Origin of the sequence: Streptomyces sp. NBC_01498 (genome assembly GCF_036327775.1) — a bacterium.
GTDB lineage: Bacteria > Actinomycetota > Actinomycetes > Streptomycetales > Streptomycetaceae > Streptomyces.
This window is the reverse complement of sequence record NZ_CP109598.1, coordinates 1,785,152-1,808,251: the sequence shown is the minus strand read 5'-3', so window position 1 is coordinate 1,808,251 and position 23,100 is coordinate 1,785,152. Positions and strand designations below refer to the sequence as shown.

20 protein-coding genes and 5 tRNA genes are annotated in these 23,100 nt (G+C 70.9%); 16 read left to right on the top strand and 9 right to left on the bottom strand.

Annotation, left to right across the window (positions count from 1 at the left end; translation table 11 throughout):
* The 5 genes from OG875_RS07455 to OG875_RS07435 all read right to left on the bottom strand — a co-directional run bounded on the left by OG875_RS07455 (position 1) and on the right by OG875_RS07435 (position 9,222).
* On the bottom strand, positions 1-3,492 hold the full coding sequence (locus OG875_RS07455; protein ID WP_330173430.1) for a sensor histidine kinase: 3,492 nt from the start codon (positions 3,490-3,492) through the stop codon (positions 1-3).
* Between the two features lie 340 nt (positions 3,493-3,832).
* The gene (locus tag OG875_RS07450) at positions 3,833-4,414 is read right to left on the bottom strand and encodes a GTP-binding protein (RefSeq protein ID WP_330173429.1); all 582 of its coding nucleotides are present in this window, start codon (positions 4,412-4,414) and stop codon (positions 3,833-3,835) included.
* Positions 4,395-4,802, bottom strand: a complete 408-nt coding sequence (locus OG875_RS07445) for a DUF742 domain-containing protein (protein WP_023538417.1) — start codon at positions 4,800-4,802, stop codon at positions 4,395-4,397. The genes OG875_RS07450 and OG875_RS07445 overlap by 20 nt, the downstream gene beginning before the upstream one ends.
* Positions 4,803-4,911: 109 nt before the next feature.
* Complete coding sequence (locus OG875_RS07440; protein ID WP_023538416.1) at positions 4,912-5,325, bottom strand: roadblock/LC7 domain-containing protein; 414 nt, start codon at positions 5,323-5,325, stop codon at positions 4,912-4,914.
* A 9-nt stretch (positions 5,326-5,334) separates the two neighbouring features.
* Entirely contained in the window at positions 5,335-9,222 is a 3,888-nt protein-coding gene (locus OG875_RS07435; RefSeq protein WP_330173428.1) for a sensor histidine kinase, read from the bottom strand.
* A 582-nt stretch (positions 9,223-9,804) separates the two neighbouring features.
* Here OG875_RS07435 and OG875_RS07430 point away from each other — a divergent pair.
* From OG875_RS07430 to gltX, 3 genes are all read left to right on the top strand, one after another.
* Positions 9,805-9,981, top strand: a complete 177-nt coding sequence (locus tag OG875_RS07430) for a hypothetical protein (protein WP_330173427.1) — start codon at positions 9,805-9,807, stop codon at positions 9,979-9,981.
* Positions 9,982-10,201: 220 nt separating this feature from the next.
* Positions 10,202-11,002, top strand: a complete 801-nt coding sequence (locus tag OG875_RS07425) for a fumarylacetoacetate hydrolase family protein (RefSeq protein ID WP_330173426.1) — start codon at positions 10,202-10,204, stop codon at positions 11,000-11,002.
* Positions 10,995-12,470 (top strand): glutamate--tRNA ligase, encoded by a 1,476-nt coding sequence (gltX, locus tag OG875_RS07420; protein ID WP_330173425.1) that lies wholly within the window; start codon positions 10,995-10,997, stop codon positions 12,468-12,470. The genes OG875_RS07425 and gltX overlap by 8 nt, the downstream gene beginning before the upstream one ends.
* Before the next feature lie 317 nt (positions 12,471-12,787).
* Here gltX and OG875_RS07415 read toward each other — a convergent pair whose 3' ends face one another.
* Complete coding sequence (locus OG875_RS07415) at positions 12,788-13,114, bottom strand: DUF6247 family protein (protein WP_330173424.1); 327 nt, start codon at positions 13,112-13,114, stop codon at positions 12,788-12,790.
* A gap of 133 nt (positions 13,115-13,247) precedes the next feature.
* Between OG875_RS07415 and OG875_RS07410 the strand changes: the two genes are divergently transcribed.
* From OG875_RS07410 to OG875_RS07385, 6 genes are all read left to right on the top strand, one after another.
* Positions 13,248-13,970, top strand: a complete 723-nt coding sequence (locus OG875_RS07410; protein ID WP_330173423.1) for an HAD family hydrolase — start codon at positions 13,248-13,250, stop codon at positions 13,968-13,970.
* 89 nt (positions 13,971-14,059) lie between these two features.
* A tRNA-Gln gene (locus tag OG875_RS07405) sits at positions 14,060-14,131 on the top strand.
* Between the two features lie 19 nt (positions 14,132-14,150).
* A tRNA-Glu gene (locus OG875_RS07400) sits at positions 14,151-14,223 on the top strand.
* 61 nt (positions 14,224-14,284) lie between these two features.
* Positions 14,285-14,357 (top strand) — tRNA-Glu (locus OG875_RS07395).
* A gap of 26 nt (positions 14,358-14,383) precedes the next feature.
* Positions 14,384-14,455: transfer RNA gene (locus OG875_RS07390), tRNA-Gln, on the top strand.
* Positions 14,456-14,474: 19 nt separating this feature from the next.
* Positions 14,475-14,547, top strand: a tRNA-Glu gene (locus OG875_RS07385).
* Positions 14,548-14,752: 205 nt separating this feature from the next.
* Here the strand turns inward: OG875_RS07385 and ndgR are convergent.
* Positions 14,753-15,469: an IclR family transcriptional regulator NdgR gene (ndgR, locus tag OG875_RS07380; protein WP_330173422.1), complete on the bottom strand. Its 717-nt coding sequence runs from the start codon at positions 15,467-15,469 to the stop codon at positions 14,753-14,755.
* Positions 15,470-15,651: 182 nt separating this feature from the next.
* Between ndgR and leuC the strand changes: the two genes are divergently transcribed.
* From leuC to OG875_RS07360, 4 genes are all read left to right on the top strand, one after another.
* Positions 15,652-17,076, top strand: a complete 1,425-nt coding sequence (gene leuC, locus OG875_RS07375; protein ID WP_330173421.1) for a 3-isopropylmalate dehydratase large subunit — start codon at positions 15,652-15,654, stop codon at positions 17,074-17,076.
* A 6-nt stretch (positions 17,077-17,082) separates the two neighbouring features.
* Entirely contained in the window at positions 17,083-17,691 is a 609-nt protein-coding gene (leuD, locus tag OG875_RS07370) for a 3-isopropylmalate dehydratase small subunit (RefSeq protein WP_330173420.1), read from the top strand.
* 104 nt (positions 17,692-17,795) lie between these two features.
* Positions 17,796-18,023, top strand: a complete 228-nt coding sequence (locus tag OG875_RS07365) for a hypothetical protein (RefSeq protein WP_330173419.1) — start codon at positions 17,796-17,798, stop codon at positions 18,021-18,023.
* 142 nt (positions 18,024-18,165) lie between these two features.
* Positions 18,166-18,825 carry an HU family DNA-binding protein gene (locus OG875_RS07360; protein WP_330173418.1) on the top strand — a complete coding sequence of 220 codons (660 nt, stop codon included), beginning with the start codon at positions 18,166-18,168 and terminating at the stop codon, positions 18,823-18,825.
* A gap of 101 nt (positions 18,826-18,926) precedes the next feature.
* Here OG875_RS07360 and OG875_RS07355 read toward each other — a convergent pair whose 3' ends face one another.
* Both OG875_RS07355 and cofC read right to left on the bottom strand, forming a co-directional pair.
* Positions 18,927-19,127, bottom strand: a complete 201-nt coding sequence (locus OG875_RS07355; protein ID WP_330173417.1) for a hypothetical protein — start codon at positions 19,125-19,127, stop codon at positions 18,927-18,929.
* A 70-nt stretch (positions 19,128-19,197) separates the two neighbouring features.
* Entirely contained in the window at positions 19,198-19,866 is a 669-nt protein-coding gene (cofC, locus tag OG875_RS07350) for a 2-phospho-L-lactate guanylyltransferase (protein ID WP_330173416.1), read from the bottom strand.
* A 262-nt stretch (positions 19,867-20,128) separates the two neighbouring features.
* Here cofC and OG875_RS07345 point away from each other — a divergent pair, with 262 nt between their 5' ends.
* The 3 genes from OG875_RS07345 to OG875_RS07335 are packed head-to-tail and all read left to right on the top strand — an operon-like array spanning position 20,129 to position 23,071.
* A complete protein-coding gene (locus tag OG875_RS07345; RefSeq protein ID WP_330173415.1) occupies positions 20,129-20,881 on the top strand; it encodes a lysophospholipid acyltransferase family protein in 753 nt (250 codons plus the stop codon).
* Complete coding sequence (locus OG875_RS07340) at positions 20,878-21,879, top strand: NAD(P)H-dependent glycerol-3-phosphate dehydrogenase (protein ID WP_330173414.1); 1,002 nt, start codon at positions 20,878-20,880, stop codon at positions 21,877-21,879. Before OG875_RS07345 ends, OG875_RS07340 begins: the two co-directional genes overlap by 4 nt.
* Before the next feature lie 34 nt (positions 21,880-21,913).
* A complete protein-coding gene (locus OG875_RS07335; RefSeq protein ID WP_330173413.1) occupies positions 21,914-23,071 on the top strand; it encodes a D-alanine--D-alanine ligase family protein in 1,158 nt (385 codons plus the stop codon).
* The last annotated feature ends 29 nt before the right edge of the window (positions 23,072-23,100 follow it).

Genomic DNA, 23,100 nt, shown 5'->3' with positions numbered 1-23,100 from the left:
CTAACGCTCCTGGTGGTAGGTACCGCCCGGGCCTCGGCCCGGTCCGTTCGTATCCGTCCCCGTTTCCGTCGCTCCGGTGTTGCCCGCGTTGGCGTCGCGGCCCCGCTGGACGCCCCGCCGCAGGCTGCTCAGCCTGCCACGGATGTCCTCCGGCGCTCGCGAGACCTGGGGCCCCGTCTGCGGCGTCGCCTCCGCCGTTCCCTCGATCAGGTTGGCCTTGGGAACGCGCCGGGGAAGACCCGACGGGGTGATCCCGCCCGCCTTGGGCTCTCGGAGCTTCTCGGCCCGCTGCCACCGCGCGTCGTTGGTCGAACGCCAGTCGTCGCTGCCGTCCGCGTCACTCAGCCCGTTCCGCGACTGCGGGGTCGCCGGTGCGTACGTCGTCTCGTGGGTGTCGTTCTTCCGATGGGTCCCGGGGGACGGTGTCCGCCGGTCGGCGCCCGCCGGCTCCTCCGGCGTACCGGCCGGCCGAGGGGCACGGCCGAAGAGATCGACCCCGCCGTTGTCGTGTCCGTTCTGCTGTCCGTCGCCCCCACCGGTGGTCTCCCACGACCCCGGCCCCGGCTTCGGGGACTTCGCCGGACCGCCGCGGCGCGGCAGACCGGCTCCGGTCAAGGTGTGACTGGTGCTCGGGGAGGGCCCCGGCCGTTCGAATTCTACGCGGTCCCCGGAGTCCGGCGCGGCGCCGTTCGGCGATTCCGCATCGGGCTGCCCCGCCGACTCGTAACCGCCCTGATAGCCACTCGGGTCACTCCAGCCACCCTGGTTGGCCTGCGGCGCGAACAGGTCCCCGGAACCCGCACCGTTCGACCGCGCGGCGTCCTGGCCCGCCTCCGGATAGGGGCCGCCCAGCGGGTCCTGCTGCTCCGGATAGCCGTCGGGGGTGCCGTACCCCTCACCGCCCGCCGGGTAGCCGCCCCCGGTGCCGTACGCGTCGTAGCCCGCGCCCTGGTAGCCCTGCCCGGCCTCGGCGCCGTTCCGGTCGGCGGCGTAGCCGTTCTGCTCGTACGGCGCCTCCTGCGGGGCGAACTGCCCGTCCGCCCCCTCGCGGTACTGCCCGTCCACCTGGTCGCCGTACAGCGGCTGCCCGGAACCCGGCAGCCCCGGGGCGGTGCCCCCGCCCAGCGCCGCACGGCGCTCGTCGCGCATCAGGGAGCGGTTCACCGGGTCGAGACTGCGCGGGTCGGCGCCCGGTGTCCCGGAGCCGTCGTCGTAGCGCGAATCGTCGAAGCCGAGTTCGGCCGCCGTCAGCATGGGCGTCGAGAACGCCCCCGACTCCGGCTCGAACGCCGCGCCCCGCTGCTCCGGAATGATCTGCGAGACCGTGAAGTCGTCCGGCGGAAGCTGCTCGCCGCCGCCACCGTGGGTGATCGCGTCCGGGAGCATGACCAGCGACGTGGTGCCCGCCTGCTCGCCCGAGGGCCGCAACTGCACCCGTACACCGTGCCGGTCCGCCAGCCGGCCGACCACGAACAGACCCATCCGCTGGGACACCGCGGCGTCCACGGTGGGCGGGTTGGCCAGCTTGTGGTTGATGTCGGCGAAGTCGTCGGCGGTGAGACCGATGCCCTTGTCGTGGATCTCGATCATCACCCGGCCGTCCGGCAGCCGGGTCGCCGTCACCCGCACCTTGGTCTGGGGGGAGGAGAACGTCGTGGCGTTCTCCAGCAGCTCGGCGAGCAGATGCACGAGGTCGGTCACGGCCTGACCGTGGATCTCGGTCTCCGGCACCCCGCTCAGCTCGATGCGCTCGTACGACTCCACCTCGGAGGAGGCGGCGCGCAGCACGTCGACCAGGGGCACCGGCTGGTTCCACCGGCGGCCCGGCTCCTCACCGGCGAGGACCAGCAGGTTCTCGCCGTTGCGGCGCATACGGGTCGCGAGGTGGTCCAGCTTGAAGAGGTTCTCCAGCTGCTCCGGCTCGGCCTCGTTGTTCTCCAGCTCCGTGATCAGGGTCAGCTGGCCCTCGATCAGCGACTGGTTGCGCCGCGACAGATTGGTGAAGATCGCGTTGACGTTGCCCCGGAGCATGGCCTGCTCGGCGGCCAGCCGGACCGCCTCCCGGTGCACCTGGTCGAAGGCGCGCGCGACCTCGCCGATCTCGTCCCTGGAGTCGATCGGGATCGGCTGGACCCGGGTGTCGACCCGGCCCGGCTCGGTCCGGGACAGCTGGTCGACCAGCATCGGCAGCCGCTGCTCGGCGATGCCGAAGGCCGCCGTACGGAGCTGGCGCATCGACCGGCTCATCTGCCGCGCCATCATGCCTGCCAGCACGAAGGCGGCCAGCAGGGCGATCACCACGATCGCGCCGTTGAGGACGGCGTCGTTGCGGGCGCCGTCGGCGATCTGCGCCGCGTCGCCGACCGCGTTGTCGACCAGGTCCTTCTCGATGATCGTGTAGCCGTCGAACTCGGCGGTCGTCGCGGCCATCCACGCTCCGGGCGTGACGCCGCGCTCCTCCAGCAGGGCCGGGCTGTCACCGGTGGCGATCGCGGCGACCATGCCGTCGACCACCGAGCCGTCCACGGCCGGCGGGGCGACGAACTTCTCACCCGCCGCCGCGGCCTGCTGCCGCGCCGTCGCCAGCCGCTTGGCGCCCTCGACGGCCTGGGCCGTCATGACCTTCCGGAGCTTGGCCGTGTCCGCGTCCGTACCGCCGGAGACGTACTCGGCGAGCGCGATGTCCTCCAGGTACGCGTACGACGAGAACGCGATCGACTGGCCCGCGCGGACCGCCGGCTTCTCGCTCGGCCGCACCAGGAGGTGCAGACCGATGGACCGCTGGAGCGAGGCGGCGGCCTTGGAGAGCTGGATGGCGTAGACGGTGCGGCCGTAGCTGGTGATGTTGCCGGTGCCGAGACCCAGTTCGTTGGAGAACTCCATGAGGGAGTGCTGGACCAGCACATAACCCTCTTCGGTCGCCACCGGGCCGCCGCTGCGCCCGGACTTGTCCGGGGTCTCGACGCCCGCCGTGTACGCGGTCTGGCGGATCGCCTCCAGCTTCGGCTCCTCGCCGCGGAAGAGGCGCAGCCGCCGCTCCAGGCCCGCCGTGTCCGGCATGGACCGTACGGCGCGGTCGAAGCCGGCCTTCGCCGCGTCGGTCGCCGCGCGGGCGTCCACGACCGCCTTGGCGTCGCGCTGGTTCGTCAGCAGCGGCTGAGCGGTCAGGTCGCGCTCGTTGAGCAGGGCCTGGCCGTACTCGGACGCGGCCCGGACGACCAGCGCGGTGCGCTCCGCGTCCTGCGCCTCCTGCCAGGTGTCGACGGACGCCTTGACCTGGAAACCGCCCATGACCAGGCCGACCAGGACCGGTATGAGGAGGATCGCGTTGAGCCGGGTAGGCACCCGCCAGTTGCGTGGCGCCAGCCGGCTGGTACTGCCGGGGACCGGCGGCTTCCCGGACGCGTCCGCAGGCGGCCCCGCCGTTCGCCGCGGCGGGGTGAAGTTGCCCCGTGCCGCCCGTTCCGCGGTGCTCGTCTTGCTGCGCCTCACTCGACCAACAACCTCTCGGCGTCGGCACCTGCTGCTGTGCCGTTTTTCGTTCAGGGCTGTACTACTCGGGAGTTCATCGAATTCCAGCACGTGAGGCGGCCCCGTTCCAAACAGCGGAAATCAGCCACTCCGACCAGCCCATACCGCCGATAAATCGGGCATAAAGAACGAGCCTCGTCAAAAGACGAGGGCGACATGAGCACAGGGATACCACCCGAACGCGTCGGGTGTCCGAGAGGCGTGAATTCTCTCTCGAAACGTTATGAACACCAGCGCGGGCTATGTCGAACGACACAGCCCGCGCGGGGTTTCGGCTACGGCAACCGCCGTACGGATACGTCTACTTGAGCCGCGCCATGAGGGCGTGCTCGACCAGGGTGATGAGTCCGCTCTTGGCGTCCGCGCGGTGGCGGGCGTCGGTGGTGATGATCGGGGCGTCCGGCCCGATCTGGAGCGCCTCGCGTACTTCCTCGGGGGTGTAGGGCTGGTGTCCGTCGAAGCCGTTGAGGGCGATGACGAAGGGGAGGCCGGAGTTCTCGAAGTAGTCGACGGCGGGGAAGCAGTCGGCGAGGCGGCGGGTGTCGACCAGCACGATGGCACCGATGGCGCCGCGTACGAGGTCGTCCCACATGAACCAGAAGCGGTCCTGTCCGGGGGTGCCGAACAGGTACAGGATCAGGTCCTGGTCGAGGGTGATGCGGCCGAAGTCCATGGCCACCGTGGTGGTGGTCTTGTCCCCGGTGTGGGTGAGGTCGTCGATGCCGGCGGAGGCGCTGGTCATGACGGCTTCGGTACGCAGCGGGTTGATCTCCGAGACGGCGCCGACGAACGTGGTCTTGCCCACGCCGAAGCCGCCCGCCACCACGATCTTCGCGGAGGTCGTGGAGCGTGCCGCTCCGCCGCTAGAGCTTGCGAAGTCCACTGAGCACCCTTTCGAGCAGTGTCACATCCGGCGTTCCGCCGGCCTCTCCGTTACCCGGCTGGTGGATGGCCACCATGCCGGCCTCTGCCAAGTCGGCCACGAGGATGCGGGCCACACCGAGCGGCATGGACAGCAGCGCCGACACCTCGGCGACGGACTTCACCTCACGGCAGAGGTGGCAGATCCTCTGGTGCTCGGGAAGCAGACCGGCGAGATGCGCCGGGTCGGCCGTCGTGCTGACCAGTGCCTCGATGGCGAGCTGGTACCGCGGGCGCGTCCGGCCGCCGGTCATGGCGTACGGACGTACCAACGGCTGGTCGCCCTCAAGTCCGTAGGACGCGTCGACTGAGGCGCCGTACGGATCGTGAGAGGCGGGTGGCGGGGTCATGAATCCTCCGGGCGTGACAGCAAGAAGTCTGCGTGCCGTCTGACTGGGCCGGGGTGGGGCCGGTTCGCGGCCTGACGGTGGTTGGCGCTGTGGGCGGTACCTGAGAGCCTCAGTGCAGCAGGCTCCCCTGGAGCTCGGCGCGCAGGTCCGGTGTCAGCACCGTGCCTGCCCGGTCGACCAGGAGGGCCATCTCGTAGCCCACGAGGCCGATGTCGCAGTCGGGATGCGCGAGCACCGCCAGCGACGAACCGTCGGAGACGGACATCAGGAAGAGGAACCCGCGGTCCATCTCCACGACGGTCTGGGTGACCGGGCCGCCCTCGAAGATCCGGGAGGCCCCGGCGGTCAGTGAGGTCAGCCCGGAGGCGACGGCCGCGAGTTGATCGGCACGGTCCCGCGGGAAACCCTCGGACATGGCCAGCAGCAGTCCGTCGGCGGATACGACCACTGTGTGGGACACCCCTGGGGTGTTGTCCACAAAGTTGGTGATCAACCAGTTCAGATTCTGCGCCGCCTGGCTCATCGGACTCAACTAACGCTCCTGCTGGTGAGAGGGGCCGAGGTTGAAACTGCCGGTCGTCGAGCTGTCGGCGGTTCGGCCGCCGGCCTGACGACCCTGCTGAATGCCCCGGCGAAGGTTGGTCAGCCGGCCGCGTACGTCGTCTGGCGCACGCGAGACCTGCGGACCGGTCTGGTTGCTCTGCTCCTGAGCGGTTCCCGGTACCAGGTTGGCACGAGGGACCCGCCGAGGCAGACCTGAGGTGGTGATCCCGCCCGCCGCGGGCTTCTTGACCCGCTCGGCCTGGCGTACCAGCTCGTCGTTGGGTGACGTGCGCCAGGAGGACGTGACGGCGCCGTTGCCGTTGGCGCCGCCGTTCGCCGGCTGCCGTTGCGGCATCGGGGGAGGGGAGGAGACCGACGGGTCGGCCAGGCCCTCCGGGGAGTGCGGCGGGAAGGGCTGCCGGGGCGCGTCGGACTGCGCCGCCTGGGCGCTGTGCTGCCCGTGGAACCAGTTGGTCTCCAGCGTGTCGAACAGCGGCGTACGGCCGTCCCCCGGCCCGGCCGGGGGCAGTGCCTCCGGCTGCGGTTGCGGGGGAAGCGCGCCGAGGGGCGGGCGCGGTGCGCCGAAGTCGGCACCGTTCACGCCGTTCTGGCCGAAGCCCTGGCCGTAGTCCTGACCCGGACCCTGGGTCCTGCCGTAGTCCTGGCCCTGGTCGGCTCCCGGACCACCCGGTGCGGGCGGCGGGGTCCGGCCGAAGAGGTCGGAGCCGGGCGCGGACGCCGGGGGACGGGGCGCGTCGAAGTCGGGGCGGGGGAACGCGGCCGTGGACGCGGCGTCCTGGCCCTGCCCCTGCTGCCCCTGGTTCTGCCAACCGCCATTGACGTCGCCCGAGTTGAGCACGGGGTGGGAACCGGTGTCACCGAATCCGCCCGCGCCGCCCGCGCCGTTGTTCAGGTCCGGTCGCGGACCGTCGAAGTCGGGACGCGGGAACTCGGCGGTGGAGCTGGGGCCCCGGCCGCCCGGTCCGGGCGGCGGCACGGCGAACTGACCCGTGTTCTCGGTCTCCTCGTGGCCGCGCGGCGTGTCCTGGGAGAACCGCCGCTGTCCCGGCTGCTGTTCGCCGGACCAGCCGGAGGCGGCGGGACGCTGCGGCGGGCGCGGCGCGCCCCCGGGCAGCTCCGCGCGGGGCCCGCCGGGCGGCGGCAGCTGACGGCCGCGGTCGACCGGCGGAGGCCCGCCCGCCGGGCCCGTGGCGCCCTGTGCGAAGGCGTCGCGGTCGCGACCGCCGGGGCCACCGGGACCGCCCCGCCCGTTCGGGCTGGACAGGCTCTGACCGGGCCGGGCCAGCCGGCCACCGGCCTGCGGCACCGGGCCGTTCGGCCGGCCACCGGGGGCCGCCTGAGGATTCGGACGACCGGGCGCGGCCTGGTCGCGGGGGCTGCTGCCGAACAGGTTCGGCTGCCCCGACGGCAGTTCCGGGCCCTGGCCCGGCCCCCGGCGCTGCGGGTCCTGCGGCGGACCGGACTGCGGCCGGGTGGGCAGACCGTTCTGTGCCCCGTTCCGGGCCGGCAGCGCGGCACGGGGCCCCGTACCTGCGCCGACCTGGCCACGCTGCGGCGGGGTGCTCAGCCGGCCCGCTCCGGCGGCGCCGCCCGCGAGTCCCGCGGCGATGCCGGACTGCTGGCCGCCACCGGGGCCGCCCTGACCGGCGGACACCGGTCCGCCCGCGCCGTTCTGCGCGCCGGCGCCGGGGCGCGGCGGAGGCTTCCGGCCGCCGTTGGCGACATCGACGGGCAGCATGACGAGCGCGGTGGTGCCGCCGGAGTCGGACGGGCGCAGCTGAATCCTGATGCCGTGCCGCAGCGACAGCCGGCCGACCACGAACAGACCCATGCGGCGCGACACCGAGACGTCCACGGTGGGCGGCGAGGCGAGCCGTTCGTTGATCGCGGCCAGGTCCTCGGGGGAGAGGCCGATGCCGGTGTCGTGGATCTCGACGAGCACCCGCCCGTCGGGCAGCGCGTGACCGGTGACCCGGACCTTGGTCTGCGGCGAGGAGAACGACGTCGCGTTCTCCAGCAGCTCGGCGAGCAGGTGCACAAGGTCGTTGACGACGCGGCCGGCCACCTCGGTGGTGGGCACCGAGGCCAGTTCGATCCGCTCGTACTGCTCCACCTCGGAGGCGGCGGCACGGAGCACGTCGACCAGCGGCACGGGGCGCGTCCAGCGGCGGCCCGGCTCCTCACCGGCGAGGACCAGCAGGTTCTCACCGTTACGGCGCATACGGGTCGCGAGGTGGTCCAGCTTGAACAGCGAGGACAGCTGGTCCGGGTCGGCCTCGCGGGACTCCAGTTCGGAGATCAGCGACAGCTGACGCTGGATCAGGCCCTGGCTGCGGCGCGACAGGTTGGTGAACATCGCGTTGACGTTGCCCCGCAGCAGCGCCTGCTCGGCGGCCAGCCGGACCGCCTCGCGGTGCACGTCGTCGAAGGCCGCGGCGACCTTTCCGATCTCGTCCCGGGAGTGCACACCGACGGACTCGACGGAGGTGTCCACGTCCTGCGGGTCGGTCTCGGAGAGCTGCTTGACCAGCTCGGGCAGCCGGTCCTGGGCGACCTTGGTGGCCGTCTCCTGGAGGCGCCGCAGCGAGCGGATCATGGAGCGGGCGACGACGAACGCGCCGACCAGCGAGACACCGAGGACGAGCAGGATCAGCGCGCCGTTGACGAACGCGTCCTGCTGCGACTTCTCGCGCAGCTGACGCGCCTTGTTCTCCATCTCGCCGAGCAGCGTCTTCTCGATGGTGTTCATCGCGAAGATCTTGGCGGTGGCCTGGTCGGTCCAGTCCAGGTACGAGCGGTTCGGCAGCCCCGCCATGCCGCCGGAGACGCCCAGCACCCGCTGGGCGTACTCGTCGGCGGCGTTGATCTCGGGGTTGCCCTTGCCGCTGAGCGGTTGCGTCAGCTCCTCGGCGTCGCCGCCCATCGACTCGTACAGGGCGTCGAACGACGCGAGGGCGTTGGTGCCCTTGGTGGCCGCCGCGAGACCGTACAGGCGGTCGTTGTCGTTGAGATCGCCCTTCTGGTCGGGGTCGGCGGGCAGCGCCGAGGCGATGATCGCGCGCTGGATCGAGGCGTACTCCTTGGCGGAGGAGAAGGCCGCCAGGGCGCGGGTGCGCTTGATCATCTCCGGGTTGTTGGTCGCCTGCGCCATGTCCTGCGAGAGGCTCAGCAGCGCGTCGATCAGACCGCTGTACGCGTCGACCGTCAGGGAGTGCGACGTCTCCGTGGCGTACGCGTCCTTGCGGATCTCCTGGATCTTGTTGACCTGGGTCGCGATCTGGCTGACGTTGGCGCGGATCGACTCCAGCGCCTGGTCGCCGTCGGTGTTCCCGATGTCCACGGTGGCGGCCAGGAACGCCTTCTTGGCCCGGTCCGTGGTGGTACGGCCGTTCTGGATGGCGAAGTCCGTGGCGTCCGTGCCGTTGGTGAGCGGCCCCGCCGACTCGTCGCGCTCCGCCTGGAGCGCGGTGGCGAGGGCGGTCGCCTCCTTGGTCATCTTGGTCAGCAGCTGCATGTGCTCCAACTGCTGCATGTCGTTGAGGGATTCGTTGATACGCAGCCCGCCCAGGGTGGTCGCCGCGACCACCGGAAGGGTCAGCAGTGCCACCAGACGGGTGCTGATGCGCCAGTTGCGCAGCGCTATTCGCGAACCGGCGTCGGTCGACGCCGACTTGGGCGCGGAGTTCGGGGCGTCGCCGCCCTGCGCCGTAACGGGCTGGGCACCCCGGTCACCACCCTTGCCGGCCGGTCCCGGGCCCGGGTTCTGGGCGTGCTGGGGCGAGGAGCCGCGGTCGGTTCCGCCGCGGGGCTCCTGCTCCGCCGCAGCGCTGCTATCCCTCTTGAAACGTCCCTGCACTAGCGTCGCAACCTCTGGACCAGGCGTCCCTCCGCAGAACGGCGGAACGGTGTCGGCGTCGTGGAGCGCAGAACGCGCTCCAAGGTGGTCGTATGAGTGACCGGCGATGCTCCCCTTCCCCGCATGCCACTCGGCGCCGCGTCGCGCCTCTTACGCGCCGGCCTCTTAAACCCGCGGCGGTGCTCGGAATTTCAGCACAGAGCAGGATCTCCAACAAGGGCCGCGTACCGGGCTGTGACCTGTGTGACGCGTTGTGAGGAAAGTGTGACGATCGGTAGAGCGGGTTCAGGGAGGAAGTGGACGTACCGGAACGAGTCCCCGGGGGGTGAAGGGTGCCCCAGTCCTGATGATCAGGAGCGGAATGAAGCGTTCGATAAGGCAATGTCCGTTTCCATCGGTCTCGACCACTGCCCGTGATGGGCGAATTGCCCGGCAGGTCGTGAGCAAACTCACATGGAGATCGTTGGGTGGTCCAGTCTTCCGCGGGGAATCTCGTGTTTAGCCTGACGCTTTACAGGGACGGCACATCCGACAACTGGTGCTTCCTGAGCACCCGTACCCCGACAAGGTCTGAAGCAACCGATGAAGATGACGAAGATGTTCCGCAACACCGCCAACCCCCGCCGCACCACCCTGGCGAACCTGACCGACGCCGGCGAACTTCTGCCGCCCGCGCCGCCGGAACACTCCGTCGACCTGCCGGTCCGCACGGCCAACCCGCGCCGTACGACGCTGATCGACGCCCCCGTCGCCCCGTAAGGACGGACGCCCCCGCGGCGCCGGGGACAACATCGTAGATCCGGGCCCGGTACGGAGACCAGGACACCGCCCCCGGCGGCGCCGCACCGCGCCGGCCTCGGCGCCCTACCGGCCGGCCGCCGCGCGGCACCGCGTCGGACCCCACCCCTCACCGCGCTAGCCTGGGACGTCAGTCTCCGGTCGGATCAGCCAGCAGCAAAGTGAGGGGCGACAGCTACCCGTGCGCATCGCCAGATTCTCCATCGACGGCAATGTCGCCTTCGGCGCGGTCGAGGAGGACGGCACCGGCGGCAGGGCCGCCGGCCTCGTCCTCGACATCATCAAGGGCATTCCGTACGCCGACTTCGAACTCTCCGGCACCAAGGTCCCGCTGAGCAAGGTCCGGCTGCTCCCGCCCGTGCTCCCCAACAAGGTCGTGGCCGTCGGCCGCAACTACGCGGCGCACGCCGCGGAGATGGGCAACGAGGTACCCGAGGCACCGATCACCTTCTTCAAGCCCACCACCTCGGTGATCGGCTCCGGGGACGCGATCGAGTACCCCTCGTTCTCCTCCGACGTCCACCACGAGGCCGAACTCGCCGTCGTCGTCGGCCGCATGTGCCGCGAGGTCCCGCGCGAGCGCGTCAAGGACGTCATCCTCGGATTCACCTGCGCGAACGACATCACCGCGCGCGACACCCAGCGGCGCGAGAAGCAGTGGGCCCGCGCCAAGGGATTCGACACCGCCTGCCCGCTCGGCCCCTGGGTGGAGACCTCCGTCGGCCTGGACGCCGTCCGCGACGGCCTCGCCGTCCAGTGCACCGTCAACGGCGAGCAGCGCCAGCTCGGCAGCACCCGCGACATGATCCGCTCCGTCGAGGACCTCGTCGTGCACATCTCCGAGGCCATGACCCTGCTTCCGGGCGACGTCATCCTCACGGGCACCCCCGCGGGGGTCGGCCCCCTCAACGTCGGCGACGAGGTCGCCGTCACCATCGAAGGCATCGGCACTCTCACCAACAAGGTGATCAAGCGTGGCTAACGCGACCGTCCGCGTACGTTTCTGTCCCTCGCCGACCGGCAACCCCCACGTGGGCCTGGTCCGCACCGCCCTCTTCAACTGGGCGTTCGCCCGCCACCACGGCGGCACCCTGGTCCTGCGCATCGAGGACACCGACGCCGCGCGCGACTCCGAGGAGTCGTACGAGGCGCTGCTCGACTCGCTGCGCTGGCTCGGCCTCGACTGGGACGAGGGACCCGAGGTGGGCGGCCCGCACGCCCCGTACCGCCAGTCGGCGCGCATGGACATCTACCGCGACATCGCCGACAAGCTGCTCGCCGCCGGCCACGCGTACCCCTGCTACTGCACCACCGAGGAGCTGGACGCCCGCCGGGACGCCGCGCGCGCCGCGGGCCGCCCCTCCGGGTACGACGGCCACTGCCGCGACCTGAGCGCCGAGCGGAGGGCCGCCTACGAGGCCGAGGGCCGCACCTCCATCGTCCGCTTCCGGATGCCCGACGGGCCGATCACCTTCACCGACCTGGTCCGCGGCGAGCTGACCTTCACCCCGGAGAACGTGCCCGACTACGGCATCGTCCGCGCCAACGGCGCGCCGCTCTACACTCTCGTCAACCCCGTCGACGACGCGCTCATGGAGATCACCCATGTCCTGCGCGGCGAGGACCTGCTCTCCTCCACGCCCCGTCAGATCGCCCTCTACCAGGCGCTGATGGGGCTCGGCGTGGCCCATTTCGTGCCGCAGTTCGGGCACTTGCCGTATGTGATGGGCGAGGGCAACAAGAAGCTCTCCAAGCGCGACCCGCAGTCCTCGCTCAACCTCTACCGCGAGCGCGGCTTCCTGCCCCAGGGGCTCCTCAACTACCTGTCCCTGCTGGGCTGGTCGTTCGCCGCCGACCAGGACGTGTTCTCCGTCGCCGAGATGGTCGGCGCCTTCGAGATCACCGACGTCAACGCCAACCCGGCCCGCTTCGACCTGAAGAAGGCCGAGGCGATCAACGCCGACCACATCCGTCAGCTGGACGTGAAGACCTTCATGGAGGCGTGCGAGCCCTGGCTGCGCGCCCCGTACGCCAACTGGGCACCGGAGGACTTCGACCGGGCGGCCTTCGAGGCGATCGCCCCGCACGCGCAGACCCGTGTGACGGTGCTCTCGGACATCACGGCCAACGTCGACTTCCTCTTCCTGCCGGAACCGGTCGAGGACGAGGCGTCCTGGACGAAGGCGATGAAGGGCGACCCGGCGGGCCTGCTGACCACGGCCCGCGCGAAGCTCGCGGAAGCGGACTGGTCGAGCGCGGAGTCGCTGAAGAACGCCGTCCTGGTGGCCGGCGAGGAGCACGGCCTCAAACTCGGCAAGGCCCAGGCCCCGGTCCGCGTCGCGGTCACCGGCCGCACGGTGGGGCTGCCGCTCTTCGAGTCCCTGGAGATCCTGGGCAGGGAGCGGACACTGTCCCGCATCGACGCGACGCTGGCGAAGCTCGCGGCGTAAGCAGGCCAGGAGGTACGGCGCGGGCCCGCCGCCCGCGCCGTACCGCACGGGCGTCGCTCGCGCCGTACCCCGTCGGCCTGGTCGGAGAGTCACCAGGTCGATCACATTGATCATGACGTGGCGGTTGGACACGACGTACGTCACGAAACCTCCGCCGAACGTCGCCGACCAACTGTTGTCCCGATCGCTCGTCGCGGGCGCCCCGTACGGGTTGACGGCCAGTCGCTTCTCCAGGGCGGACAGCGCGACGAGTTGGGGCCCGGTGAGCGCTGCCCGACGGCGGGCCGCCCGGTTCGCGTAACGGATCGTGCAGGCGCTCATTCGCACCTCTGGGCGTCCACCGGGTTGTTCTCGGCGTCGTAGGCCCTGCCTTCCGCGTCCCAGAAGACCATTCCCTCGGTGTTGCCCTCGGTCATCCGCCTGACGGTGTGCTCCACGTCGTCCAGGTACCCGGGGGTGGCGCAGGCACGGGCGAGCGGGAACCACTTGTCGACGACATCCGTCAGCGCCGGCAGGTCGAAGTCGGTCGCCGTGCTCGGCCATTCCTGCTCGAACGCCCGCAACCAGTCCGGCCGTCTCCGCAGAGCCGCGCGGACGGCTCCCGGGGTCTTCTCGCAGACATTCGGATCCACATCGGGGACCATGGTCAACTTCCTCGTGCAGGAGGGGTGAGGCGGGAGCGCCACGCTAGGTCGCCCCGCGCCGGGACGAGCCGCCCACCACATGACCCCACCCCTCCGAGGGCGGGTGCGCGCGGCTCTGTCGTACGGTCGGGGCATGCCTATCCGCGCCGTCGTCTGGGACATCGACGACACCCTCTTCGACTACACGACCGCGGACCGCACCGGTATGCGGCTGCATCTCGTGGCCGAGGGGATCGCCGACCGGTTCGGCGGCGTCGAGCGGGCGCTGGAGCGCTGGCGCGAGATCACCGACGCCCAGTGGCTCCGGTTCGCCGACGGCGCGACCACCTTCCAGGGACAGCGCCGCGACCGGGTGCGGGAATTCATCGGCGCGCCGACGCTCGGCGACGCCGACGCGGACGCCTGGTTCGACCGCTACGTCGCGCGCTACGAGTCCGCCTGGAAGCTCTTCCCGGACGCCCTCACCGCCCTCGACGCACTGGCCCCCGACTACCGCCAGGCCGTGCTCTCCAACTCCAGCATCCACAACCAGGACCGCAAGCTGCGCGCCCTCGGCGTACGCGACTACTTCGAGACCGTCCTGTGCGCGGCCGAGCTGGGGGTCTCCAAGCCCGAGGCCGCGGCCTTCCACGCGGCGTGCGACTCCCTGGAACTCGACCCCGCCGAGGTCGCGTACGTCGGGAACGAGCCCGACATCGACGCGGGCGGCGCCTCCGCCGCCGGACTGGCCGGAGTCTGGCTCGACCGGGGCCGGCTCGGCGGGCGGCCCGAACTGGTGACGATCACCGGTCTGGACCGCCTTCCCGCCCTGCTGCGCGGCGATACCCGTTTTGGAGCGCCGTCGCCCATCGGGTAATGTTCTTCCTGCGCCGCCCGGAAACCGCAAGGTCCGACCGGAAGGCGCAAACCCAAACAAAGCCCCCCATGTCGGGGGTTGAGTTTTGGTGGGCTATGGTGTAATTGGCAGCACGACGGTTTCTGGTTCCGTTAGTCTAGGTTCGAGTCCTGGTAGCCCAGCGCAGAGTTCTTCTGCAACGCCCCCGTTGTGTAGCGGCCTAGCACGCCGCCCTCTCAAGGCGGTAGCGCCGGTTCGAATCCGGTCGGGGGTACAGATCCTTCTCTCCGATTTCTCCGGGTCGCACCCGGACATCTCGATGCAGGATCGCTAGGGCCCCCGTTGTGTAGCGGCCTAGCACGCCGCCCTCTCAAGGCGGTAGCGCCGGTTCGAATCCGGTCGGGGGTACGCAGAAACGCAGGTCCGAACACCCTTGGGCTATGGTGTAATTGGCAACACGACGGTTTCTGGTTCCGTTGTTCTAGGTTCGAGTCCTGGTAGCCCAGCTCAATGCTCCACCCGCTGGCCCCCGTTGTGTAGCGGCCTAGCACGCCGCCCTCTCAAGGCGGTAGCGCCGGTTCGAATCCGGTCGGGGGTACGTGACGAGAAGGCTCCTTGCTGAGGCGGGGGGCCTTCTCGCATGTCCGGCACTCCAACTCGGAAACATGTCGCCCGAGTTGACCGTCCCCCGGCGGGCGTACGGTGACGGGCCCCGCCTCCGTACTCCGGACCCGTCACTGCCTCCCGCCGCCCCGTGGCGCCCGCCCCGTACCCGAGACACCCGCCCCGTACCGCGTGGCCGCTCAGCCGGACCGGCGCAGCGCCTCCGACAGGCGGGCCGCCGCGTCGATGATCGCCTGCGCGTGCATCCGCCCCGGGTGCCGGCTCAGCCGCTCGATCGGCCCGGAGACCGAGACCGCCGCGACCACCCGGTTCGAGGGCCCGCGCACCGGCGCCGACACCGACGCGACGCCCGGCTCACGCTCGCCGATCGACTGGGCCCACCCCCGCCGCCGTACGCCGGAGAGCGCCGTGGCCGTGAACCGTGCCCCCTGGAGGCCCCGGTGCAGCCGCTCCGGCTCCTCCCAGGCCATCAGGATCTGCGCCGACGAGCCCGCCTTCATGGTGAGCGTCGAGCCGACCGGCACCGTGTCCCGCAGACCGGACAGGCGCTCCGCGGCGGCCACGCAGATCCGCATGTCACCCTGGCGCCGGTAGAGCTGCGCGCTCTCCCCGGTCATGTCCCGCAGATGTGTCAGCACCGGTCCGGCCGTCGCGAGCAGGCGGTCCTCGCCGGCCGCCGCCGCCAGTTCCGCGAGTCGCGGCCCGAGAATGAACCGGCCCTGCATGTCCCTCGCCACCATCCGGTGGTGTTCCAGGGCCACGGCCAGCCGGTGGGCCGTGGGCCGCGCGAGCCCGGTCGCGGCGACCAGCCCCGCGAGGGTGGCCGGACCGGACTCCAGGGCGCTCAGCACCAGAGCCGCCTTGTCGAGAACGCCGACTCCACTAGAGTTGTCCATGAAACGATACTCGCGTCTCACTCTGTGAAACGCAAGTTCAATTTTCCGGGGAACTTGTCAACCTGTAGGGACGGGCCCGCACCCGAAACCGGGTTCGCAGCCGACACGGGCGCGCGGGACACCGGCGCCGGCCCCACATGTCTCCAGGACCGCCGGCGGCGCTGCCGGCCGAAGGGAAAGCGATGGGTAGGACACTCGCGGAGAAGGTCTGGGACGACCACGTCGTCCGGCGCGCCGAGGGCGAGCCCGACCTCCTCTTCATCGATCTGCACCTGCTCCACGAGGTGACGAGCCCGCAGGCCTTCGACGGTCTGCGGCAGAACGGCCGACGGGTGCGGAGGCTCGACCTCACCATCGCGACCGAGGACCACAACACCCCGACGCTCGACATCGACAAGCCGATCGCCGACCCCGTCTCGCGTATCCAGCTGGAGACGCTGCGCAAGAACTGCGCGGACTTCGGCGTACGGCTGCACCCGCTGGGCGACGTCGAGCAGGGCGTCGTCCATGTCGTGGGCCCCCAGCTGGGGCTGACCCAGCCCGGCACCACCGTCGTGTGCGGCGACAGCCACACCTCCACCCACGGCGCGTTCGGCGCGCTGGCCTTCGGCATCGGCACCAGCCAGGTCGAGCACGTACTGGCCACCCAGACGCTCCCGCTGGCCCGGCCCCGCACCATGGCCATCACCGTCGAGGGCGAACTGCCCGCCGACGTCACGGCCAAGGACCTGATCCTCGCCGTCATCGCCCGTATCGGCACCGGCGGCGGCCAGGGCTACATCCTCGAATACCGCGGCTCCGCCATCGAGAAGCTCTCGATGGAGGCCCGCATGACCATCTGCAACATGTCGATCGAGGCCGGCGCGCGGGCGGGCATGATCGCCCCGGACGAGATCACCTTCGACTACCTCCGGGGCCGCGACCACGCCCCCGAGGGCACCGACTGGGACGACGCCGTCGCGTACTGGCGCACGCTCCGCACCGACGACGACGCCGTCTTCGACGCCGAGGTCTTCATCGACGCCACCGAACTGGCCCCGTTCGTCACCTGGGGCACCAACCCCGGCCAGGGCGCGCCGCTGTCGACGCACGTCCCCGACCCCGCCTCGTACGAGGACGCCTCGGAGCGGCTCGCCGCCGAGAAGGCCCTGGAGTACATGGGGTTGACCGCCGGGCAGGCGCTGCGGGACATCACCGTGGACACGGTCTTCGTCGGTTCCTGCACCAACGGCCGCATCGAGGACCTGCGCTCGGCCGCCTCGATCCTGGACGGCCGCAAAGTCGCCGACGGCGTACGGATGCTGGTGGTCCCCGGCTCCGTACGGGTCGCGCTCCAGGCCGTCGCGGAGGGCCTGGACAAGGTCTTCACCGGCGCGGGCGCCGAATGGCGGCACGCCGGCTGTTCGATGTGCCTGGGCATGAACCCCGACCAACTGGCGCCCGGCGAGCGCTCCGCGTCGACCTCCAACCGCAACTTCGAGGGCCGGCAGGGCAAGGGCGGCCGGACCCACCTCGTGTCGCCGCAGGTGGCCGCCGCCACCGCCGTACTGGGCCACCTGGCCTCGCCCGCCGACCTGTCCGACACCCGCACCCCCGTGGAGGCATGAGCGGTCATGGACGCTTTCACCACACACACCGGCCGTGCCGTCCCGCTGCGCCGCGGCAACGTCGACACGGACCAGATCATCCCGGCCCACTGGCTCAAGAAGGTCACGCGCGACGGCTTCGAGGACGGGCTGTTCGAGGCGTGGCGCAAGGACCCGGACTTCGTGCTCAACCAGCCGGAGCGACAGGGCGCCTCGGTGCTGGTCGCCGGACCGGACTTCGGCACCGGCTCGTCCCGGGAACACGCCGTGTGGGCGCTTCAGAACTACGGCTTCCGCGCGGTCGTCTCCTCCCGGTTCGCCGACATCTTCCGCGGCAACTCCCTCAAGAACGGCCTGCTGACCGTCGTCCTGGAACAGCGCGTCGTCGACCACCTGTGGGAGCTGACCGAGGCCCATCCGGGCACCGCGGTGACGGTGGACCTCGAAGCGCGCCAGGTGCGCGCCGAGGGCCCCGACGGGACGACACTGACGGCTGATTTCGACCTTGACGAGAACGCCCGCTGGCGTCTGCTCAACGGACTCGACGACATCGGTCTCACCCTGAAGAACGAAGGGGACATCGCCGCGTACGAACGCTCCCGGCCCTCCTTCAAACCTCGCACAATTGCCGTCTGATCAGCGCTTTTCCTCGACTGCGCCCCCTGCCTCCGGGTAGGGGGCGCAGTGCGTTGTTGGGACCCTGTCGGGCGACAACTCGCCCCAGATGGCACAATCGGTGCATGGAACGCGACAGCCAACTCGACCTTTACGGAGTGGTCGCGCACCGGCTCAAGGAAGCGCACACAACCGTGCGCGCACTGCAAGTCCCGGAGGGCGTACGGATGGCGCTGAACCGGAAGCTGCTGGTCATCACGGCTGCGACCAAACACGATCTCTTAGACGCGGCCCGTCGTCTGGACCGCTTGATGAAGGACCTCGACGAGGGTCGATTCCCGGAAGGCGACTGAAGCCGCGGAACTCCGCGGGGTCGACTTCGTTGCGGCACTAGGGTGATTAGCCCGTTTCGTGTTTGATTTGCGGTATATATCTGCCTAACGTGCGGAAAAGCTTGAACACTTTCGTTCTGGCAATGTCTCCGAAGGGGAAGACGTGAACAAGGCGCAGCTCGTAGAAGCAATTGCGGACAAGGTCGGCGGACGCCAGCAGGCGGCCGACGCGGTCGACGCGGTACTGGACGCGGTTGTCCGCGCCGTCGTCGCGGGTGAGCGGGTCTCCGTCACCGGCTTCGGTTCGTTCGAGAAGGTCGACCGTCCGGCCCGTTACGCGCGTAACCCGCAGACGGGCGAGCGGGTGCGGGTCAAGAAGACGTCGGTGCCGCGTTTCCGCGCGGGGCAGGGCTTCAAGGACCTGGTGAGCGGCACGAAGAAGCTTCCGAAGAACGACGTGGCGGTCAAGAAGGCGCCCAAGGGCAGCCTCTCGGGCGGTTCCCCGACCCGGACGACCGCCAAGGCCGCGGCCAAGAAGGCCACCGCCAAGAAGGCGACGGCGAAGAAGACCGCCGCCCGGAAGACCGTGGTCGCGGGCACCGCCAAGAGGGCCGCCAAGAAGACCTCGGCCACCGCCCGCAAGACGACCACGAAGAAGACCACGGCCGCCAAGAAGACCACCGCCAAGAAGACGGGCACGGCCAAGAAGGCCACGGCGAAGAAGACCGCGCCGGCCAAGAAGGCGACCGCCAAGAAGGCGCCGGCCCGAAAGGTCGCCGCACGCACCACCACCGCCAAGAAGGCCACCGCGAGGAACAACTGAGCGGTACGCGGTCGCAGGGCCTGTTCACGCGCCGGGCCGGGCTCCCCTCGGGGAGCCCGGCCCGCGGCGTTGGGCGGCGCGCCCCGCCGTCCTCAGAAGCTTCAGAAGGTCTGGAGCGTCACCAGCGTGACGGCCCCGCTGTTCCCGCCCTCGCGTTCGATACGGACCCGCTGGCCCGGCCGCAGCAGCCGCAGGCCGCCCGCGTCGAACGCCGCGGCGTCGAAGTCCACCGGAGTCCCGTCGTCGAGCAGCACACTGCCGCTGCGGGTCTCGGATACGAAGGTGTACGCGGTCGCCTGCATGCCCGCCAGCGTATCGGTCGCCCTACCCGCCGCGCGGCACCGATCGGCGAGGACGGTCGGGCGGAACGGATCAGGGGGCGGGCCGGGTCCCGGGAGCGGTGACACCCGCCCCGCCGGCGCCCGGAACGGGGCCGGGAACCGCCCGCTGCCGGGCCGTGTACGGGCCCAGCCCGAGGGCCGAGGCGGCCAGCAGGTCCTCTCCCGTATCGACGTCACGCCGTACGGAATCCACACCGGCCAGCACAATTTCCACCGCCCCCGCGGACAAATGCCGGAGCCGTGAAGCGCCACCGAATGCCGGATTCAATTCCGATCCGGCCCGCGCGGCCAGCAAAGTGGTACCGATTTCGGCGGCGTCCGCGAGAAATGCGCGCGGGAAATCCCCGGCGGTGGCCAGCACCCGCGCCAGTTCCGCCGGACGCAGCGCCGGCAGATCGGCGTTCAGGGCCGCGACGGCGGCTCGGGGCCGGCGCTCCCGCACCACCCGCGCGCCGTGCGCCAGCGCGGCGTTGAGCCCGGCGGCCGGGCTGTCGGGGACGGCGCGGGCGCCCAGCGCGGTCAGTTCGGCCGCCGCCAGCGGGTCGTCCGTGACGACCACCACGTCGCGTACGACGGGGCAGGCCAGCGCCGCGGCCACGGTGTCCTGGGCGAACGCCAGCGCCAGCCGGGGCCGCAGCGGCTCGCCCGTCGACCCGGCGAGCCTGCTCTTGGCCACCGCCAGCGGCTTGAGCGGGACCACCAGGGACCAGGGGGCGGTCGGGTCGGTGTTCGTGGCGTGCGCTCCGTCCTTACGCGTTCAGCCCTCGTATGCGCCCTATTGTGGCCCGACCGCGGCGTACGGCGCGGAGGGGAGCCCGCCACGCGCCGGGAAAGGCCGACCGATCCCGCAGTTCCGCTCCGCGCGCCGGGGCGTACGGTGTCCTCGACAGAGCAGAGGCATGGGGCGACACTTGACCCCCAGCAAGGCCGGCCCGAGCCAGGCCACAGAGAAAGGTGTCCGAGTGCCCCGCCCCAGAATCGGCTTCTGGTACCGCCTGGCAGCGGTCATCGCGAAACCGCCGTTGGTCGTTCTGTTCAAGCGGGACTGGCGGGGAATGGAACACATTCCGGCGCACGGCGGATTCATCACCGCGGTGAACCACAACTCGGCTCTGGACCCCCTCTCCTACGGACACTTCCAGTACAACACCGGGCGGGTGCCGCGACTGCTCGCCAAGGCCGGACTCTTCGACGTCCCCTTCGTCGGGATGATGCTCCGGGGCACCGGACAGATCCCGGTCTATCGCGAGAGCTCCAACGCACTGGACGCCTTCCGGGCCGCCGTGGACGCCGTCGAACGCGGGGAATGCGTCGCGTTCTATCCCGAGGGCACCCTCACCCGCGACCCCCGCATGTGGCCGATGACCGGCAAGACCGGGGCCGCGCGCGTCGCCCTCCTCACCAAGGCGCCCGTCATTCCCGTCGCCCAGTGGGGCGCCAATCTCGCGATACCGCCGTACGCCAAGGTGAACCGGGTCCGCCTCCTTCCGCGCCAGACACTGCGCGTACAGGCGGGCCCGCCGGTCGACCTCTCCCGTTTCTACGGCAAGGACCCGACGCCCGAACTGCTCCGTGAGGTCACCGAGGTCATCATGGCCGCCATCACCGAACTGCTCGCCGAGGTACGCGGCGAACCGGTGCCCGCCGCACCGTACGACCACCGCAGGATTCTGGAAGAGAAGCGGCGCAAGGCCGCGGAAGAGGGGTTGAAGTGACGCGCGTCGCGGTCTTCGGGACGGGATCGTGGGGCACGGCGTTCGCCATGATTCTCGCGGACGCGGGGTGCGAGGTGACGCTCTGGGCCCGCCGCGCCGAGGTCGTCGACGCCGTCAACAACACCCGCTCCAACCCGGAGTATCTGCCGGGCGCCGAACTGCCCTCCTCGGTGCGGGCCACCACCGACCCGGCGGAGGCGGCCAGGGGCGCCGAGTTCACCGTCCTCACCATCCCCTCGCAGACACTGCGCGCCAATCTCGCCGACTGGGTCCCGCGGCTGCCCCCGGACACCGTCCTCGTCTCGCTGATGAAGGGCGTCGAACTGGGCACCGCGAAGCGCATGAGCGAGGTGATCGGCGAGGTGGCCAAGGCGCCGGCCGACCGGGTCGCCGTCCTCACCGGACCCAACCTGGCCGGCGAGATCGCCGCCAGGCAGCCCGCCGCGGCCGTCGTGGCCTGCACCGACGCGGCCGTCGCCAACCGGCTCCAGGCGGCCTGCCACACCCCGTACTTCCGCCCGTACACCAACACCGACGTGGTCGGCTGCGAACTCGGCGGCGCCGTCAAGAACGTGATCGGCCTCGCGGTCGGCATCGCCGACGGCATGGGACTCGGCGACAACACCAAGGCGTCACTGATGACGCGCGGTCTCGCCGAAACCACCCGGCTGGGGCTGGCGATGGGCGCCGACCCGCACACCTTCTCCGGACTCGCCGGAATGGGCGATCTGATCGCGACGTGTTCCTCGCCCCTCTCGCGCAACCACACCTTCGGCACCAACCTGGGCCGCGGCATGACGCTGGAGCAGACGATCGCGGCCAGCAAGCAGACCGCCGAGGGCGTCAAGTCCTGCCAGTCGGTGCTGGATCTGGCCCGGCGGCACGACGTCGACATGCCGATCACGGAAACCGTCGTGAGCATCGTCCACGAGGGGAAGCCCCCGCTCGTCGCCGTGAAGGAGCTGATGGCGCGCAGTGCCAAGCCCGAACGCCGCTGACTCCGCGCCGGTCAGCGGGTAACCTCATCGCGATATGAGCAGCGAGAACCTCCCCCAGAACCCTGAGCGGCAGCCCCGCAAGCCGCGTGTGGCGGTCGTCTTCGGCGGCCGCAGCTCCGAGCACGCCATCTCGGTGGTCACGGCCGGCGCCGTGCTGCGGTCCATCGACCGGACGAAGTACGACGTGCTGCCCATCGGCATCACCCCGGACGGGCGCTGGGCGCTCACCGCCGACGAGCCCGGCCGGATGACGATCGCCGACCGCAGGCTGCCGAGCGTCGAGGAACTGGCCGAGTCGACGGACGGCACCGTCGTCCTCTCCGTGGACCCCGGCAACCGCGAGGTCGTCTACAGCGAGCAGGGCTCCGTGCCCAAGGCGCTGGGCGAGGTCGACGTGGTCTTCCCGGTGCTGCACGGCCCGTACGGCGAGGACGGCACCCTTCAGGGGCTGTTGGAGCTCTCCGGCGTCCCGTACGTGGGCGCGGGGGTCCTGGCGTCGGCCGTCGGCCAGGACAAGGAGTACATGAAGCGGGTGTTCCTCTCGTACGGGCTGCCCGTCGGGCCGTACGAGGTGATCCGCCCGCGCGAGTGGGAGCAGGACCCGTCCGCCGCCCGGCGCAAGATCGTGGACTTCGCCGCCGAGCACGGATGGCCGCTCTTCGTGAAGCCCGCCCGCGCCGGTTCCTCCATGGGCATCACGAAGGTCGACGCCCTCGACGGGCTGGAGGCCGCGATCGAGGAGGCCCGGCGCCACGACCCCAAGATCCTGGTCGAGTCGCTGCTGCGCGGCCGGGAGATCGAGTGCGGGGTACTGGAGTTCGAGGACGGGCCGCGCGCGAGCGTGCCCGCCGAGATCCCGCCCGTCACGTCGCACGAGTTCTACGACTTCGAGGCCAAGTACATCGACGCCGCCACCGGTCTGGTGCCCGCGCCTCTTACGGAGGAGCAGACGGCCGAGGTACGGCGGCTGGCCGTCGAGGCGTTCGACGCGGTGTCCTGCGAGGGGCTCGTCCGCGCCGACTTCTTCCTCACGGAGGACGGCCGGTTCGTCATCAACGAGATCAACACCATGCCGGGCTTCACGCCGATCTCGATGTATCCGCGGATGTGGCAGGAGAGCGGCGTGGACTACGCGGAGCTGATCGACCGCCTCATCCAGGCGGCGCTGCGCCGCCCCACCGGACTGCGCTGAGGATCGGCCCCGGGGCCCGGGGCCCGTCC